The sequence below is a fragment of the Arthrobacter sp. AG1021 genome (assembly GCF_003633665.1).
Classification (GTDB): domain Bacteria; phylum Actinomycetota; class Actinomycetes; order Actinomycetales; family Micrococcaceae; genus Glutamicibacter; species Glutamicibacter soli.
Genome location: NZ_RBLB01000006.1, coordinates 871,387 through 888,989, shown reverse-complemented (window position 1 = coordinate 888,989; position 17,603 = coordinate 871,387). Strand labels below are relative to the sequence as shown.

16 protein-coding genes are annotated in these 17,603 nt (G+C 61.3%); 5 read left to right on the top strand and 11 right to left on the bottom strand.

What is annotated here, in order from left to right; translation table 11 throughout:
* The first annotated feature begins 19 nt into the window (after positions 1-19).
* Both DFO58_RS04390 and DFO58_RS04385 read left to right on the top strand, forming a co-directional pair.
* Entirely contained in the window at positions 20-955 is a 936-nt protein-coding gene (locus DFO58_RS04390; protein WP_082344771.1) for an NAD(P)/FAD-dependent oxidoreductase, read from the top strand.
* A gap of 760 nt (positions 956-1,715) precedes the next feature.
* Positions 1,716-1,919, top strand: coding sequence for a cold-shock protein (locus DFO58_RS04385; protein ID WP_013349123.1), 204 nt, complete (start codon positions 1,716-1,718; stop codon positions 1,917-1,919).
* Positions 1,920-2,025: 106 nt separating this feature from the next.
* On the opposite strand, the gene DFO58_RS04380 is transcribed toward DFO58_RS04385, so the two are convergent.
* From DFO58_RS04380 to DFO58_RS04335, 10 genes are all read right to left on the bottom strand, one after another.
* A complete protein-coding gene (locus DFO58_RS04380; protein ID WP_231735947.1) occupies positions 2,026-3,264 on the bottom strand; it encodes an MFS transporter in 1,239 nt (412 codons plus the stop codon).
* Between the two features lie 105 nt (positions 3,265-3,369).
* Positions 3,370-3,975, bottom strand: a complete 606-nt coding sequence (locus DFO58_RS04375; protein WP_047119239.1) for a TetR/AcrR family transcriptional regulator — start codon at positions 3,973-3,975, stop codon at positions 3,370-3,372.
* A complete protein-coding gene (locus tag DFO58_RS04370; protein WP_047119240.1) occupies positions 3,968-6,358 on the bottom strand; it encodes a PEP/pyruvate-binding domain-containing protein in 2,391 nt (796 codons plus the stop codon). Before DFO58_RS04370 ends, DFO58_RS04375 begins: the two co-directional genes overlap by 8 nt.
* A gap of 190 nt (positions 6,359-6,548) precedes the next feature.
* Positions 6,549-7,523 (bottom strand): class 1b ribonucleoside-diphosphate reductase subunit beta, encoded by a 975-nt coding sequence (gene nrdF / locus DFO58_RS04365; protein WP_047119241.1) that lies wholly within the window; start codon positions 7,521-7,523, stop codon positions 6,549-6,551.
* 209 nt (positions 7,524-7,732) lie between these two features.
* Positions 7,733-9,871, bottom strand: coding sequence for a class 1b ribonucleoside-diphosphate reductase subunit alpha (nrdE, locus tag DFO58_RS04360; RefSeq protein ID WP_047119242.1), 2,139 nt, complete (start codon positions 9,869-9,871; stop codon positions 7,733-7,735).
* On the bottom strand, positions 9,868-10,353 hold the full coding sequence (gene nrdI, locus DFO58_RS04355; RefSeq protein ID WP_047119243.1) for a class Ib ribonucleoside-diphosphate reductase assembly flavoprotein NrdI: 486 nt from the start codon (positions 10,351-10,353) through the stop codon (positions 9,868-9,870). Before nrdI ends, nrdE begins: the two co-directional genes overlap by 4 nt.
* 58 nt (positions 10,354-10,411) lie before the next feature.
* On the bottom strand, positions 10,412-10,642 hold the full coding sequence (gene nrdH / locus DFO58_RS04350) for a glutaredoxin-like protein NrdH (RefSeq protein WP_047119244.1): 231 nt from the start codon (positions 10,640-10,642) through the stop codon (positions 10,412-10,414).
* 528 nt (positions 10,643-11,170) lie between these two features.
* Positions 11,171-11,911, bottom strand: coding sequence for a YggS family pyridoxal phosphate-dependent enzyme (locus tag DFO58_RS04345; RefSeq protein ID WP_053798217.1), 741 nt, complete (start codon positions 11,909-11,911; stop codon positions 11,171-11,173).
* A gap of 85 nt (positions 11,912-11,996) precedes the next feature.
* Entirely contained in the window at positions 11,997-13,721 is a 1,725-nt protein-coding gene (gene poxB, locus DFO58_RS04340; RefSeq protein ID WP_120989375.1) for a ubiquinone-dependent pyruvate dehydrogenase, read from the bottom strand.
* Between the two features lie 119 nt (positions 13,722-13,840).
* Positions 13,841-14,602 carry a YggS family pyridoxal phosphate-dependent enzyme gene (locus DFO58_RS04335; RefSeq protein ID WP_120989374.1) on the bottom strand — a complete coding sequence of 254 codons (762 nt, stop codon included), beginning with the start codon at positions 14,600-14,602 and terminating at the stop codon, positions 13,841-13,843.
* 100 nt (positions 14,603-14,702) lie between these two features.
* On the opposite strand from DFO58_RS04335, the gene DFO58_RS04330 reads away from it, so the two are divergent.
* Positions 14,703-15,086 carry a cupin domain-containing protein gene (locus DFO58_RS04330; RefSeq protein WP_237562246.1) on the top strand — a complete coding sequence of 128 codons (384 nt, stop codon included), beginning with the start codon at positions 14,703-14,705 and terminating at the stop codon, positions 15,084-15,086.
* Here the strand turns inward: DFO58_RS04330 and DFO58_RS04325 are convergent.
* Positions 15,083-16,153, bottom strand: coding sequence for a PLP-dependent cysteine synthase family protein (locus DFO58_RS04325; RefSeq protein ID WP_120989373.1), 1,071 nt, complete (start codon positions 16,151-16,153; stop codon positions 15,083-15,085). The genes DFO58_RS04330 and DFO58_RS04325 overlap by 4 nt on opposite strands.
* A gap of 95 nt (positions 16,154-16,248) precedes the next feature.
* Here DFO58_RS04325 and DFO58_RS04320 point away from each other — a divergent pair, with 95 nt between their 5' ends.
* Positions 16,249-17,082, top strand: a complete 834-nt coding sequence (locus DFO58_RS04320) for a hypothetical protein (protein WP_147407182.1) — start codon at positions 16,249-16,251, stop codon at positions 17,080-17,082.
* Positions 17,083-17,218: 136 nt separating this feature from the next.
* Positions 17,219-17,560, top strand: a complete 342-nt coding sequence (locus tag DFO58_RS04315; protein WP_120989371.1) for a hypothetical protein — start codon at positions 17,219-17,221, stop codon at positions 17,558-17,560.
* Positions 17,561-17,603: the final 43 nt, after the last annotated feature.

The following is a 17,603-nucleotide window of genomic DNA, read 5'->3' as shown; positions in this document are numbered from 1 at the left end:
CACCCGAAAGGACACAGCAATGGAACACTACGACGCAATCATCATCGGTGGTGGCGGCGCTGGACTTGCAGCGGCGGTAGCGTTGGGGCGTTCTCGCCGGACGGTTTTAGTCATCGACACGAACCAGCCGCGAAACGCTCGCGCATCACACGCCCATAACGTCTTGGGCCAAGAAGGAAACAGCCCGCAGCATCTCTTGGAGCTCGGGCGAAGCGAAGCCGAACACTACGGCGCACGGATCGTCCACGAGGAGGCGGAGCGCCTGACCGGATCCGTCGAGGACGGATTCACCGTCAAAACCGGCGCCAGCGAGTACTCCGCCTCGCGCATCGTGCTGGCCACCGGACTCACCGACAACCTTGCAGAGATCCCAGGGTTGCGCGAAGCCTGGGGCATCTCCGCCATCCACTGCGCGTACTGCCACGGATGGGAGGTGCGGGATCAGGCAGTCGCCGTTTTGGGGGTCGGTCCCATGAGCACCCACCAGGCCCTACTGTTCGCACAACTCAGCAGCCACGTGGTATTCATCAACCACCAGCCAGATGTTCTTTCCGAGGAAAACCGGGCAACACTTGAAAAGCTGGGTGTGCCAATCCTGGAGCGCAGGATTGCGAAGCTTCGAGTGGACGGCGACGGGCAGCTCAAAGGCGTTGAGCTGAGCAACGGCGATCTGGTTAAGGCCCAAGCAGCCGTTGTAGCCAGCAGAATGAATGCCAATGCAGACCTATACCAGCAGCTCGGCGGCAGGTTGCAAGAGCATCCTCTGGGCACGTTTATCCAGGTAAGCGAAATGGGGCTAACGGGTATTCCCGGGGTCTACGCAGCTGGCAACGCAGTGAACTTGGGCGCCATGGTCATGGCCGCGGCTGCATCTGGCACCATCGCTGGAGCGGCACTCAACGCAGACCTTGCCATGGCGAGCATTAGTTCGGAGCCGACCAAAATACACTCCTAACGGCTACAGGTCTTGCGGTGGTTACACTCAGAGCAACCATCGCGAGGCCTTTGACGATCGAGTTGCTCGACGAAAAGTCGTGGAAATCGCCGAGTCCGCTCATGGCTCCTTCTTCCAACAAGTAATCTCTGAAGTTGCCGGGCACTTCACCAAATCTCATTACGAGCGGTCAATCGAGATCGCAGCCAGAACAGGCCTTGACACCCGCCCGTAACCGCCAGCAACCACACTCTGCTCCGGTCCCAGCGGTCCGTTAGGAAGGTCACGAAGACATCCTCGGCTCCAGATGGTAGAGTTATTGAGTTACCTCGGCGCTTGATGGTGTGACTCACCCGCCAGCAAGCGTTAGCAGTATGGATTTGTAGCACAGCCAACAAATCGTCTGTGCAGCACATATCGGCTGGTCAGATCCTGGATCAGATCAGCTCCTAACCGAAACGAATTCTTCATCTTCTCTTCTTCACTGCAAACTGGTTATCCAGACGCATCAGTGCGTCCGATGACAAACGATTCCGTGTTCTACTTCGATCGGACTGGTTCATCACCGTCCGTCTCCCGGAATCTCGCGGATAACTAATCCAGTGCAGCGACATCCGTTTTTGGCCGATACCGGCAAAATCAGTAATCGATCCCCCGTATCGACGGCAGGCGAATCGTTTCGGATGGCACTGCCCGAGGTAACCTCAAAAATTTCCGATTCGAATCTCCGGATCGGCACTCAGGCCACGCTGTGGCCAACCAATAATAAGGAAATAACACTATGGCCACTGGCACCGTGAAATGGTTCAACGCTGAAAAGGGCTTCGGCTTCATCGCTCCTTCGGATGGATCGGCTGATGTCTTCGCACACTACAGCGCTATCCAGAGCTTCGGATTCCGCAGCCTCGAAGAAGGCCAGACCGTTGAGTACACCCTGGAAGCCGGTCCAAAGGGCCCACAGGCAACCAACATTCAGGCCCGCTAAGAGTCTTTGAAATAACGGCGTGGACTTCATCATTTGATGAAGTCCACGCCGTTATTGTTTTCAGGCCCGTCCCCCCGGCTCAGCGGGCCGGAGGCTTCGCACCAGTCTAGAGAGCCACGCGTTGGCTCGACTTCAGTGCATCGCGATTGGCAAAAATCACGACTACTGCCAGAGCCAACAGCAGCAGCGCCAACCCGTGGAACCCGAAGAGCGCCAGCAGAGGCCCCGCGCTGAGGCCACCCAGTGCACCGGCGAGGTTCATCAGCAGGTCGCTGGTGCCCTGGAGACTGGTGCGTTCGTGAATCGGCGCAGCTGCCGAAACCATGGTCGAGCCCGCCACCGTAGAGGCGGACCAGCCCAGGCCCAGCAACGCCAAGGCAACAGTCACCACGACGTGGTCCTCCGGGTTGAACCAGACGAAGAGGCTCGACCCGATCAGCAGGACTTGCCCCATCAGTGCAACACGAGACCCGCCGAGCCGGTCAGTGAGCCAGCCGAAGAGCGGCGACAGCGCGTACATGCCCAGCACGTGAAGCGAAATGGTGAATCCGATGAGCGTCAGCGTTGCCCCATGGTGCTGCATGTGCACGGGGGTCATGGACATGAGCGCCACCATGTAGGCATGGCTCAGCGCAACGGTCACCACGGCCCGACGAGCCGCAGGCCTCTCACGCAGGAGATGGAAACCCCCGCCACGGCGCGCGACAGCCGGTACGCTACCGCTGTTTTGCTGCAGGGCGACCTTCATCGGGTCCGGCCGCAGCCCAAGGAGGTAAATGCTCATGCCAGCCAGCTGCGCCGCCATCGCAATCAAGAATCCTCCGGTATAGGCGGGCAGTCCCAATGCGGTGGACACTACTTCGCCTGGCGCGAAGAGGTTCGGACCGATCACGGCACCGATGGTTGTCGTCCACACCACCAAGGACAAATCCCGGCCCCTGGTCTTCTCGTCCGACAGGTCGGTCGCAGCGAAACGCGATTGCAGGTTCATCGCCGAAGCGGTTCCCAGCACCAGCATTCCGAGGAATAGCAGCGGCACCAAATCAAGCATCGCCGAGGTGACGATCAGCAGCGAGCCGAGAACCGCGATCAAGGCGCCGGTGGAAAGCGAGATCCGGCGCCCAAAGCGGCGCGCCAGCATCGCCAATGGGATCGCCATGATCGCCGCACCGAGGGTGTTCATGGTCGCGGCCATGCCGGCCAGCGAGTCGAGGCCCGAAACATCAACGATGAGCAGGGAACCCAGTGTTATCGTCGCGCCGCCGCCGAGCCCTCCCAGTATCTGCCCCAGAGCGAGCACTGAAATAGACCGCCGGCGAATTGCGCGGATCTGAGGCTCGCTCAACTGCTCGGCTCTGGCATCTGACTTTGTAATGATTTCTCCTTGGTACGTCGCCCAGCTGGGTTCACCGTATTCTATAGCTTCGGGTGCATCGCCATGGCTGAGCGATTAGCTCGCGTGAGGCTCCCCGGGTTTCAGGGTCCACAGCGGTAAGGCGATCTGATCAACTAGTTCAACAATGAACCGGTCGGTAACCTTCCCAAAACTGATGAAACGCTGCTTGAACAGTTCGGTGGGGACCCGAAGCAGCAGTTCGGACGGGATCTCCGCCAGTTCCCCGCGCGCCTGAGCACGTTCAGCAACCAGATGCATCATGTTGGGGCCCATCCCCCACGACATGTCTGCCATGCTCGGCGCTTGTTCCGACAAACTCGCGATGACCAAGCCCCGCAACAGCTCGCCAATCGGTTCGTCGATCTGCGCTGCCATCGAGCGCAGCACCAGGAGCAAGTCTTGGCGAAGTGTTGCAGCCTGTTCCGGCAGGACCGGCATGACGGCTTTATGCGCCGCGACGGCCCGCACCAATTCAATCTTGTTCGGCCACCGCCGGTAGATGGACACCTTGGACGCAGAGGCCCGACGTGCCACTGCTTCAACGCTCAGGGCGGCGAATCCGGACTGCGCCAGCTCCAACGCCGCGGCATCGAGTATTGCAGTGACAAGTTGCTCCCCGCGCCGTCGTGGGCCTGATCGATAATCTTTCTGGTCAGCCATGTTCTGGCTCCAACACGAGACCACGGTCGCCGTCAACGATGATTTGCTGGCCATCGGCCAATACGGTGGTGGCGTTAGCGCATCCCATGACCGCTGGGATCCGGTATTCACGGGCAACGATAGCTGCGTGGGAGACGGCAGAACCGTGATTGACCACCACCGCCGCGGCCCGGGAGAACAACGGAGTCCACGACGGGTTGGTAGCAGGACAGACCAGGACTTCTCCGGGCAGCAGCTTTTCGAACTCTTCTGGAGAATTGATTATGCGAACGCTTCCGCTGGCCCTGCCTCCGCCGGAACCGGTGCCGTGCAGTAATGCCCCTGGCACCGGTGACAGATCGTAGAGGGTGGCTGGAGAAATCATCGGTGCACCGCCCAGCTCATCATGGCGCCGTCGACGGCCGGCCGCAATCTGGGCAAGTTGGCCACCGCTGAGTGCAGCGGCACCGGGCGCGCGGCGCAGGAGGTCATAGTTCACGAACCAGATATCTCCTGGGTCTTCCAAGGCCGAGGCATCGTGCAGTCGGCGCCCCATTTCATTGATGGCGGAGCGTACTGCCGGCATGGTCCGGGTGATTTCGAAATGCGTGTCTTCGCGCACGGAGATGAATCCACGCAGCCCCTTGACCCATCGTCTGATTCGCGGTTCCAGCCACCGGCTGCCAAGCAGCGGGTGGGATATCAGATTTTCCAAGGCGTCTATTTCCCCTCCTTCTGCGCCAGTTCCATCGATCAGCATGCGCAGCAGGTTGATTACCGGGGATGGGTCGGCTCCCCAGGTCGCTGCTCGCGGCAGCAGCAAGCTGGCTGATTCCCTGTGGCCGTAGCGAGCAAGAAATTCATCGATCTGGTCAGCGATTTCGTCCATGTGCGGTTGCGAGCGCAGCGCCTGGATTGTTGATTCTGGCTCCGTATCCCGCAGAAGCTGGGTGCCTCCGGGCATCTCGGCGATCAGTTTAGCAATACGTTGCAGATCGTCGTTGATTCGGTGGGTCTCGGTATCAGCAGTCACGCTCAGCGGCGCAAACTGCGACAGCTTTCCGGTTAACGCCAGTACCAGGATCAGCTTGATTCCCGCAGGGATCGCCTGGCGTAGGTATTTCACTCGCAGCTCAGTCACAAGTTGCATGCTGGTGGTGGCCCTGCTTGGAATCTCCGACAGTTCCTTCCAGGACAGATCCGCCACTTGGAGTTCGTTGAGCTGTTGGCAGTTGCGCAGGTACTCGTCATACAAGGGATCTTTTCGCCACGATCCGGTCGGAGCTTTCTGCGTAAAGGCTTGAACGATTTTCCGCGGCGTTGCCGCTGATGGTTTCGGCGTGACGGGAATGAATTCGGTGACGACCCCGTTCTCGCGCTTCAACCATGCGGAGTAGTCCACACGAACCCCGGCGATTCCGTGCAGCATACCCGCGACCAATGGGGCGATGCCGGCATCGATCCATGCTTCGGTTTCCAAAATAGTGGGGCGCTGCGGCAGCAACTCGTAGAGCATCGGTGCGATTTTCCGTGCCAGCGGGCCGATATTGCGCGGGGCTGGAGGCAAGGCTGTCATCGGCCTGGCCTGCAAGATCAGGAGATCGCCATTGGCTACAGCCCATTCGATGTCCATGGGTCGGCCGAAACCTTCGCGGATGCGAACGCCGGCTTCCGCAATCTCGCGCAGTGTCTCCTCGGGAACCTGCTGGTTTTCCTCGGGAGTCTCATTTCTGGTTCCACCGTCGGAGTTCAGCTTGATGACAGGGCCGGCCAGCCCGGCTCGGCGCTCGATGATCCTCCCCTTGGAATCAATGACCGCCCGATCTGCGGTCACCATTCCCGAAACCACTGCTTCGCCCAAGCCCGGGTTAGATTCCACCACGATGTGGTCCCTGCCCCCGGTCACCGGATCAGCGGTGAACATCACCCCGGCGAAGTCTGCATCCACCATTGACTGAACCACGACGCCCATCGACATCACCGATTCATCGATCTTTCGCTCACTTCGATACGCTCGGGCGCGGTCGGAGTACAAGGAAGCCCAACAGTCTTCAACAGCCCGGAACAGCTGCCTCTCGCCCGAGATGCCCAGGTATGTCTCCTGTTGTCCGGCGAAAGCGGAACCCGGAAGGTCTTCTGCCGTCGCGCTGGAACGGACGGCAACCAAAGGGCTTCCTAGTTCTCGGTAAGCTGCTCCGATCACTTCGGCCAGTTTTGTTCCGCTGAGCGCGGTGGAGGAACCAGCCGACCGGAATTCTTCGTAGGCATCCGTCGTCACGACAAATCCCGGAGGCACGTTTTCCCCCAGCTTGATCAGTTCGCCCAAACCTGCGGCCTTGCCTCCGACGACATTCAGGTTGTCTTGGGAAGCTAATGCCAAAGGCAGGATCTGCGGTTTTTCCATGAGGCCATGCTACAGATTAGAGAACGATCCGTACACTACTTTTTAAGCTGAAGCTGTCGACAGAAATTTCTAAGCAAACTTACAAGGGAAGCCATGCAGCGTCTCGGGACCACAAGACGACAAAACCCGAACCCACGAAACGCGGGTTCGGGTTTTGGATTTGGCTAGCTATCCGTGAATTGGGGAAAGCTTAGAAATCCCAGTCTTCGTCTTCGGTATTCACTGCCTTGCCGATGACATACGAGGAGCCGGAGCCGGAGAAGAAGTCGTGGTTCTCATCGGCGTTCGGGCTCAGCGCTGCCAGAATGGCTGGCGACACATCTGTCACGGTGGACGGGAACATGGCCTCGTAGCCCAAGTTCATCAGCGCCTTGTTGGCGTTGTAGTGCAGGAACTTCTTGACGTCCTCAGCCAAGCCCACTGGATCGTACAGATCATGGGTGTACTGAACTTCGTTCTCGTACAGCTCGAACAGCAGCTCGAAGGTGTAGTCCTTCAGTTCCTGCTTGCGCTCTTCACTCAGGCCTTCAAGACCCTTCTGGAACTTGTAGCCGATGTAGTAGCCGTGAACGGCTTCGTCACGGATGATCAGGCGGATCAGGTCAGCGGTGTTGGTCAGCTTGGCGTGCGAGGACCAGTGCATCGGCAGGTAAAAGCCGGAGTAGAACAGGAACGATTCGAGCAGGGTCGAAGCGATCTTGCGCTTGAGCGGGTCGTCGCCGTAGTAGTAGCTCTCGATGATCTGCGCCTTCTTCTGAAGGTTCACGTTCTCAGTCGACCAGCGGAAGGCCTCGTCGATTTCCTTGGTGGAAGCCAGGGTGGAGAAGATCGAGGAGTAGCTCTTGGCGTGCACCGACTCCATGAAGGCAATGTTGGTGTACACGGCCTCTTCGTGAGGGGTGATCGCATCCGGGATCAGCGACACTGCGCCAACGGTGCCCTGCAGGGTGTCGAGCAGGGTCAGGCCGGTGAAGACGCGCATGGTCAGCAGCTTTTCGTCTTCGGTCAGGGTTCCCCACGACTGGATGTCGTTGGACAGCGGCACCTTCTCCGGCAGCCAGAAGTTATTGACGAGTCGGTTCCAGACCTCCACGTCCTTGTCATCCTGGATACGGTTCCAGTTGATCGCTTCAACCTTATTGGCGAGCTTAAGCTTCTCGGTCATTGCCCCTCATCGATTCGAGACTGAATTATGGTTAGTCGCTTAAATCCTACCGCCACCGGAGCGCAAAACATAATAACTTGACCAACGACACCATCAACTATTTTCCGCTCTGACTAGGCATTTAACGACAACAAGCTGTCGAACCCGCGAGGGTTCGACAGCTTGTTTCGAGTTGCAGTATTGCACTGGTCAGCACCGCATTTCAGGCATTAAAGCATGCAGGAGACGCAGCCCTCCACCTCAGTGCCTTCAAGGGCCAGTTGGCGCAGGCGGATGTAGTACAAGGTCTTGATGCCCTTGCGCCATGCGTAGATCTGGGCCTTGTTGATGTCACGGGTGGTTACGGTGTCCTTGAAGAACAGGGTCAGCGACAGGCCTTGGTCGACGTGCTGGGTAGCAGCGGCGTAGGTGTCGATGATCTTCTCGTAGCCAATTTCGTACGCGTCCTCGTAGAACTCGATGTTCTCGTTGGTCATGTACGGGGCCGGGTAGTAGACGCGGCCGATCTTGCCTTCCTTGCGGATTTCGACCTTCGCAGCAACAGGGTGGATCGACGAGGTCGAGTTGTTGATGTAGGAGATCGAACCGGTTGGCGGCACTGCCTGCAGGTTCTGGTTGTAGATACCGTGTTCCATGACCGACTTCTTCAGCGCGATCCAGTCTTCCTGGGTTGGAATGTGGATGCCGTCGAACAGTTCGCGCACACGCTGGGTGGCTGGAGCCCATTCCACGTCGATGTACTTGTCGAAGAATTCACCCGATGCGTACTTGGAGTTCTCGAAGTTGTCGAAGACCTCGCCGCGTTCAATCGCGATCTTGTTCGACGCGGTCAGCGCGTGGAACAGAATCGAGTAGAAGTAGATGTTGGTGAAGTCGATGCCTTCTTCGGAACCGTAGTAGATGCGCTCACGAGCCAGGAAGCCGTGCAGGTTCATCTGGCCCAGGCCGATGGCGTGCGACTTCCGGTTTCCGTCCGCAACCGAAGGAACGGAGTCGATGTAGGACATGTCGGAGACTGCGGACAGCGCGCGGATGGCGATGTCCACGGACTTGGCCAAGTTCTTGCCATCCATGGCCTTGGCGATGTTCATCGAACCCAGGTTGCAGGAGATGTCCTTGCCCACGGTCTTGTAGCTCAGGTCGTCGTTGTACTCCGACGGCGAGGAGACCTGCAGGATTTCCGAGCAGAGGTTCGACATGGAGACGCGGCCCTCGATCGGGTTGGCCTTGTTCACCGTGTCTTCAAACATGATGTACGGGTAGCCGGACTCGAACTGGATCTCCGCCAGGGTCTGGAAGAACTCGCGGGCGTTGATCTTGGTCTTCTTGATGCGCGAATCATCAACCATCTCGGTGTACTTCTCGGTGACCGAGATTTCGCTGAACGGCTTGCCGTAGACGCGCTCGACGTCGTACGGGCTGAACAGGTACATGTCCTCGTTCTTGCGAGCGAGTTCGAAGGTGACGTCAGGAATGACAACACCCAGCGACAGGGTCTTGATACGGATCTTCTCGTCGGCGTTTTCGCGCTTGGTGTCGAGGAAGCGGTAGATGTCCGGGTGGTGGGCGTTCAAGTAGACCGCGCCGGCACCCTGGCGTGCGCCAAGCTGGTTGGCGTAGGAGAAGGAGTCTTCCAGAAGCTTCATGACAGGGATGACGCCGGAGGACTGGTTCTCGATCTGCTTGATCGGTGCACCGTGCTCGCGCAGGTTGGTCAGGGCCAGGGCCACGCCGCCGCCGCGCTTGGACAGCTGCAGCGAGGAGTTCACGGCACGGGCGATCGATTCCATGTTGTCTTCGATGCGAAGCAGGAAGCAGGAGACCAATTCGCCGCGCTGGGCCTTGCCAGCGTTGAGGAAGGTCGGGGTAGCAGGCTGGAAACGGCCTTCGATGATTTCGTCGACGAGCTGGGTGGCCAGTTCTTCGTTGCCGCGAGCCAGGTGCAGGGCAACCATGCAGACACGGTCCTCGTAGCGCTCCAGGTAACGCTTGCCGTCAAAAGTCTTCAGGGTGTACGAGGTGTAGAACTTGAAGGCGCCCAAGAAGGTTTCGAAACGGAACTTCTTGGAGAAGGCGTGCTTGAACAGGTCGCGGATGAAGTTCATCGAGTACTGGTCGAGGGTTTCACGCTCGTAGTATTCGTGCTTGACCAGGTATTCGAGCTTCTCATCCAGATCGTGGAAGAACACGGTGTTGTTGTTCACGTGATCCAGGAAGTACTGGCGAGCCGCGTAGCGATCCACCTCGAACTGGATCTTGCCGTCTGGACCGTAGAGGTTCAGCATGGCATTGAGGTCGTTGTAGCTCAACCCCTGGAACTGCGCGGGGAGCTCTTTCGAGTCCTTCATCGTTCCTGCTGCTTCTGCGACGCTGGTTTCCAAAAGGTTTCAAGCCCTTCTTTGACTTTGAGAACATCTTCCTGCGTTCCCATGAGTTCGAATGTATAAAGCACGGGCACATCGCATTTGGCCGCGATTCGCTTGGCCGCAATGCAGTAGTACTCGCCGAAGTTTGTATTCCCTGCTCCGATGACACCGCGTAGGTTCTTGCGGTTCTCTTCATACCCGAGAAATTTCATGATCTGCGGCAGGATTGATCGTTTGCCGCCGTCTCCCCCATAGGTGGGAATCAGCAGGACGTACGGAGCTGTGGTGATGAGTTTCGGCTCGTACCCGTAAAGCGGAATCCGGGCCGAATCCATCTGAAGTTTTTCGACGAACCGCCGGGTGTACTCCGATATCGAAGAAAAGTAGATCAACTTCGAATCGGTGTACACCACTGGTTCGTGCGCCTCAGCGTGTTGCCTGTCGGCAAGAGCTGTCGGTGGCATGGTATTTCGCCTCCACTACAAAAGAGCGGATTTAGTACCGAATGGGCTCGGTATCTGGTTAGTTTGCCGGAGCCAGCAGAGCGATCTTGTCCGGGCGGAAGCCCGACCAGTGATCGTTGTCGGTCACGACAACCGGTGCCTGCATGTATCCAAGGCCACGCACGTGCTCCAAGGCATTAGCATCCTGAGAGATATCGACCTTGTTGTACTCGACACCCTTCTTGTCCAACGCGCGGTAGGTGGCGTTGCACTGTACGCAGGAAGGCTTCGTGTAAACCGTGATGGACATAGTCCCTGATCCCCTTTAAAAAGTCCTAGTTTCGGTCCGTCTTCTCACCGTTTTCACGGCGGTGCGGACCAACCTCTCGGATGCCCCAAAGTTCACCTTCGGGGTGTTTTCGGCGTTTATCGCGCCATCGGATTCAATACTACATCTTGTGTCTGGCCGGTCAAGCGGCCACAAGATGATGTATTACAGCTATGTGATTCCCCCACAAGGGAGTCCACAGGAATTGTGGATACCGGCCCCTGATTAAACCCCGATTTCTCGCGGTACAGCCTGGTTTGTCCACAGCTTGGGATATCGAACTTGTGGGTTAAAAATACTTGGTGTGAGAAGTTCCTCGGCGTGTTTCCCCTCCGTCGACTTGTGCCATGGCTGAAGTGTCTGTACCTACATGTAGTATCCGCCAGGGAACCGACACTTTAGGACGGTTCAAGGCAGGGTGTGGACACACCCGTGGAATGGATACAAAGGCGCGCTACACCGACGACGTCCCACACCGCCGCTGCCAGGCTTGCAAGCATCCAGGAATGCCTAGGCGGGGTACTGGCGGGCCCCGAAGATCCCCTGGCCCACACGGACGACCGTGGCGCCTTCCTGGATGGCGATCTCGAAGTCGCCGCTCATGCCCATGGACAGCTGCGCGAATTCCTCCGGGGCTCCGGCGGCCTGCAGCTCGGCGAGCGTCTCGCGCAGCAGGGTGAAGCTGGCGCGGATGGAGGACTCGTTGCTGGTATTCGCCGCCATGGTCATCAGGCCGACGGGCTTCAGGCGGTCCAGCGGCTTCAGCGCGGCCAGCAGGTCGGCGGCTTCTGCCGCTTCGATGCCGGACTTCGATTCCTCCCCGGAGGTGTTCACCTGGATGAAGACATCCAGGTGGCGGCCTTCGGCTTCCAGCCGGCTCTGCAGGGTTTCGGCGAGCCGGAGCGAATCCAGGGCATGGAACTCGTCGGCGAACTGCGCCACGAACTTCGCCTTGTTGCGCTGCAGCGGACCGATCACCGAGTAGCGCAGATGCGGGTAGTCCTGCTTGAACTCCTCGTGCTTGGCTTGCGCCTCCTGGACCTTGTTCTCCCCCAGCGTGTCCACGCCGGCGGCAATGGCCAGGCGCAGCCGCTCGGCCGGGATGGTCTTGGTGACCGGCAGCAGGCGCACCGCTTCCGGGTCCCGGCCCACCGAGCGGGCCGCGCGGGCGATCCGCTCGCGCACCGCAGCCAGATTGTGGGAGAAGTCCTCGGTGGTTGCCGCGTGGGCCGCGGCAGGTTGCGAAGTCAAAGCGCCTACGCCTCTTTCTGAAGTTCACATGCAAAATGCCGGCGCCGCATTCACGGCACCGGCATTAAGCATAGGCAATTAATTCCTAGAACATCTGCCGCCAGTTGGTCTTGGCCAGATCCAGCAGCTCGTCGCCGCGCCCGGACATGACCGTGCGGATCGCGTAGAGCGCGAAACCCTTGGCCTGTTCCAGCTTGATCGACGGCGGCATGGACATCTCCTGGCGGTCGGTCACCACGTCCAGCACCGCCGGTCCGTCGTGGGCCAGGAATTCCTTGATGGTGTCCTCCAACTGGGAGGAGTCCGTCACGCGGTAGCCCTTCAGCCCCGCGGCGTTGGCCAGCGCGCCGAAGTCGGGATTCTGCAGGTCGGTGGCGTAGGTGACGAATCCGGCGGCCTTCATTTCAAGTTCCACGAAGTTCAGCGAGGAATTGTTGAAGACCACCACCTTGATCGGCAGCTTGTTCTGCGTGGCGGTGAGCAGCTCGCCGAGCATCATGGCCAGCCCGCCGTCGCCGGCGAAGGCGATCACCTGGCGGGAGCGGTCGATGGCCTGGGCGCCCAGCGCGTGGCACAGTGCGTTGGCCATGGAGCCGTGGTTGAAGGAACCCAGCACCCGGCGCTTGCCGGTCATGCTCAGGTAGCGGGCCGCCCAGATCACCGGGGAACCCACATCCGCGGTGAAGATCGTGTCCTCGTCGGCCGCCTGGTCGATCAGCCGGGCCAGGTACTGCGGATGGATCGCGGTGCCCGGCTTGGACCCGGTGGCCAGCTCGTCGAGCTTGGTCCGGGTCTTGCGGTAGTGCTCCAGCGCAGTGTCCAGGTGCTTGCGGTGCGTCTGCACCGGCAGCAGCGCCGCCAGCGCGGCGGCGGTATCCTTCACGGTGCCCACCAGGGGCACATCCACCCGGGTGCGCCGGCCGATCTGCTCGCCGCGGATGTCCACCTGGATGATGGTCGCCTGCTGCGGGTAGAACTGCTGGTACGGGAAGTCGGTGCCCAGCATCAGCAGCACCTCGCATTCGGCGATGGCCTTGGCGCCCGAGGCGAAGCCGAGCAGGCCGGTCATGCCCACGTCGAAGGGGTTGTCGTATTCGATGTGCTCCTTGCCGCGCAGCGCGTGCACGATCGGGGCGCCCAGCTTGTCCGCCAGGGCGATGACCTCGTCGTGGGCGCCGGCGGTGCCGGCCCCGGCGAGGATGGTGACCTTGCGCGAGGATTCAAGGATCTCCGCGGCGCGCTCCAGCTCCTGCTCGTCGGGCAGGATGCGCGGGTTGGTTTTCACGATCTGGTGGGTTTCGCTGCGCTCCATGCTCGACAGGGCCACGTCCCCGGAGACCACCAGCACTGCCACGCCGCGTTTCTCGATGGCCTCGCGCATCGCGATGCGCAGCATGCGCGGCATCTGCTTGGGGTCCGAGACCTGTTCAGCGTACACCGAGCAGCCGCGGAGGACTTCCACGGGATGGGTTTCCTGGAAGTAGTTGGAACCGATTTCCTCGGTGGGGATGTGCGCGGCGATGGCCAGCACCGGAACCCGTGAGCGCTGCGCGTCGTACAGCCCGTTGATCAGGTGTAGGTTGCCCGGCCCGCAGGATCCGGCGCAGACGGCCAGCTCCCCGGTGATTTCAGCCTCCGCCGCGGCGGCGAACGCCGCGGCTTCCTCGTGGCGGTGGTGGATCCATTCGATGCGGCCGTTGACCCGCAGCGCGTCGGTCAGGCCATTGAGCGAATCGCCGGGAATGCCGTAGATCCGGCGGACCCCCTGGGCGTCGAGCTGGTCGATAAGGTGTTCGGCAACGGTAGGCAAGACAGCTCCTTTGGAACAGTGACGGTGTCACTTTCACCCTACTGCGCCAGCGCCCTGCGGGCTAAGTGTTTTTGCAGATACCCCGCTGCCTCTCAGGTCACAGGCGTGTCGGCCGGGGCTCAGCCGGCGAATCCGGGCCAGTAGTGCGAGTCCGGCAGCGCGCGGGCCCCGAAGATGCCCTGCCCCACGCGCACCACTGTGGCGCCCTCGGCGATGGCCAGCTCGAAGTCGCCGCTCATGCCCATGGACAGTTCCGCGATCCGCTCGTCGGCCTCGCGCACGGTGTCACGCACGGCCCGCAGCTTCTGGAAGCAGCGGCGCACCGCCACCTGGTCGGTGGAGAAGATCGCCAGGGTCATCAGGCCCTTGACGTGCAGACGGTCGAAGGCCGGCAGCTGCTTGACGAAGCCGGGCGCCGCTTCCGGCGGCATGCCGAACTTGGATTCCTCGCCGGAGGTGTTCACCTGCACGAATACGTCCAGGGTGCGGTCCTCCAGCTCCAGGCGGCGCTGCAGCGCCTCGGCCTGGCGCAGGTTGTCCAGCGCCTGGAACTCGTGGGCGAAGCGCGCCACGTACTTGGACTTGTTGGTCTGCAGGTGCCCGATCACCGAGTACTTCAGCTGCGGCAGGTCCGCCAGCTCCTCGGATTTCTGCAGCGCTTCCTGCACCTTGTTCTCCCCCAGCCAGTCCACCCCGGCGGCGATCGCCAGGCGCAGCCGCTGCGAGGGCACGGTCTTGGTGACCGGCAGCAGGCGCACGCTGCCCGGCGCGCGGCCCGCGGATGCTTCCGCGCGGGCGATCCGCTCCCGCACCGAGGCGAGGTTCGCGGCGAAGTCCGCCTGGGTCTGGGCGTGGGCTGCTGCGGAGGGGTGTTCACTCATGATTCCATCCTACGACCGCGTCCACGGTGCGCGGTTATGCTGGGTGCACAGATGACATCCGCGCACCGGCCCGAATTCCGGCGCTGAACAGGAGCTCCCGATGACCAGCATGCCCCCGGTCCCGCGCCGCATGGCCAACACCGCAGAGCTCGCCGCCCAGGCGGACGGCCGCAACGGGGCGCTGTGGAAACTTGAACCGGGCCGGCGGGACCTGGACGCGAACGTGATCGCGCTGGCACCGGGAGCCGAAATCGGCGAGCACGTGGGCCCGGAGCTGGACGTGCTGCTGCACGTGGTCGCCGGCTCCGGCCTGCTGCACGGCGAGGGAACCACCGTGCAGCTGGGTGCCGGGGACATCATCTACCTGCCGGCCAGGGCCCGGCGACACTTCGTCGCCGGCGAGCAGGGGCTGTCCTACTTCTCTGTGCACCAGCGCAAGAAGACCGCCGGGCTGATGCCCGCGCACCGGCCCAGCGAGACCTAGTCCTCCCAGATCCCCTCGGCCAGGAAGCGCTCCAGCACCGCGGTGTGCGGGGCCAGGTCAAGGCCCTGGTCTGCCAGCCAGTCGTCGTTGTAATAGGTGTTGGCGTAGCGCTCGCCGGAGTCGCAGATCAGCGTGACGATGCTGCCGTGCTCACCGCGCTGGAGCATGCCGGCGATGATCTGGAATGCGGCGTAGAGGTTGGTGCCGGTGGAGCCGCCGGCGAAATAGCGGGTCTTGGCCCGCAGCAGGCGCATGGCGGCCAGCGAGCCGGCGTCGGGGACCTGGATCATCTCGTCGATGACCCCGGGCACGAAGGACGGCTCGACGCTCGGGCGGCCGATGCCCTCGATCCGCGAGCCCACGCCGGTGGAGTAGCCCATGTTCCCGGTGCGCCAGCCCTCGTAGAAGGAGGAGCCTTCGGGGTCCGCCACGGCGACCTTCGTGTCGTGGCGCTTGTAGCGCACGAAGCGGCCGAAGGTCGCGCTGGTGCCGCCGGTGCCGGCGCCCACCACGATCCAGCTCGGGATCGGGTAGCGCTCGGCGCTCATCTGTGCGAACACCGATTCGGCGATGTTGTTGTTGCCGCGCCAGTCGGTGGCCCGCTCGGCGAAGGTGAACTGGTCCAGGTAGTAGCCGCCGGGGCCGGCGGCCAGCTCGCGGGCCGCCGCGTCGACCTGCCCGGCCTGGTCCACCAGGTGGCAGCGCCCGCCGTAGAACTCGATGAGCTCGATCTTCTCGGTGCTCGTGGACTTAGGGACCACGGCGATGAATTCAAGTCCCAGCATGCGGGCGAAGTACGCTTCGGAGACTGCGGTGGAGCCGCTGGAGGCCTCCACCAGCGTGGTGCCCTCCTGGATCTTGCCGTTCACCAGGCCGTAGAGGATCAGCGACCGCGCCAGACGGTGCTTGAGCGATCCAGTGGGGTGCACCGATTCGTCCTTCAGATACAGCTCGATCCCCCATTGCTTGGGCAGTTCGAAGCGGTGCAGATGCGTATCGGCGCTGCGGTTTGCATCGGCGTCAAGCAGGGAGATGGCCTCGCGGACCCACTGGGTTGATTGCGTCATCAAACCAGCTTATCGCCACCTGTCGCGCCATCAAGCAATCTCCGTACAGCCGTGGTAGTTTCAGACTCGAGACGAAGTATCGGATAAGGGATGCCATGGCCAAGGCCCGCCAAAATGCGACACCACTAGTGTCGATCTGCTACGCACTGGTCATTTTCGCGGCCTTGAACTGGGCGGTGTTCGGCACGGGCTCGATCCGCGGATCGCACCTGGGCCAGATCGCCGGCGGCTGGCTGGAACCCGACGCCACGGTGATGGCGGTCCCGCTGGTGGCCCAGCTGCCGTGGTTCGCCCTGATGGCAGGCTTGGGCATCTACGCGGTGTGGCAATGCATGCCCACCGCCCGGCACACGGACCTGCACGGCAAGCTGCGGCCTTGGGTGCTCGCGCTGGTCCTGTTCAATGCCTTGTGGCTGCAATTGCTGCAGCGCGACCGGATGGGCTACAGCCTGCTGTTCGCGCTGCTCATGCTCCTGGTGCTGACGCGGATCACCGTGATGATCGACCGCACCATGCTGCGCAACAACATGGACCGCTGGATCACCCGGTCCAGTTTCGGCTTGTTCACCGGTTGGCTGGTCATCATCGTGCTCGGCGAGGCGGCGGCCTGGCTGGCGGCCTTGGGTGTGGATTCGAACCGGCTGATGTTCAAGGGAATCGCGGCCCTGGTGCTGCTACTGGTCAGCCTCGCCCTGTGCACGCTGACCTTCAAGAAACCCATCGGGCTCTACATGAATGCCGGGGCCCTGTGGGTCGTTTTCTGGATCACCATCGACCGCTACACATGGCAGGCCTCCTCGCCCTTGTTCGCCGGGGTGGCGAGCGTCGCCACGCTGTTGCTGCTGCTGTGCCTTGCCAGCGCGCTGCGAACTCGGCTGCGCCAGCTGCGGCGGCCTGGGGAGCCTGCGGATGGCGAGCCCGCTGCGTAAGCTGCGCCCGTGAAGTCTCTGGGAGTTCGCACTGAGCGCAACCAACGGTGCTTGAGCGGGTTATCGGTGCTGGCTAGGCTGGAGACGTGACCGCACGGCGTCCCATCCATGGGCGCGGGCCAACCGAGAGGAAGTTATGTCGAAGACCGCCAAGAATTTCAAAGAAGTAGAGAAGTCGCTGGCCAAGCTCGCCAAGTCCGCCAAGGAAGAGCTGCCTGACGAGTTGCGCGAAACGTGGAACAACGCGATTTCCGGCGTGAACGTCGAAGCGATCAGCCATGCAGGTGCGAATCTGGTTGAGAGCGTGACCGGCAAGTCCAAGGCGGCCAAGCGCACCCGTGCCTCGGTGGAGAATGCAGTAAAGAGCGCGCAGAAGTCGCTGGCTCCGAAACAGAGCCACAAGGGCCGCAATTTCCTGATCATTTCGCTGATCGTTGCCGCGGTGGCCGCAGTGGTCCTGAAGAAGAAGACTGCCTAAGGCTTGAGAGCTGAAGGGCATCTGGGGTGCACCCGGATGCCCT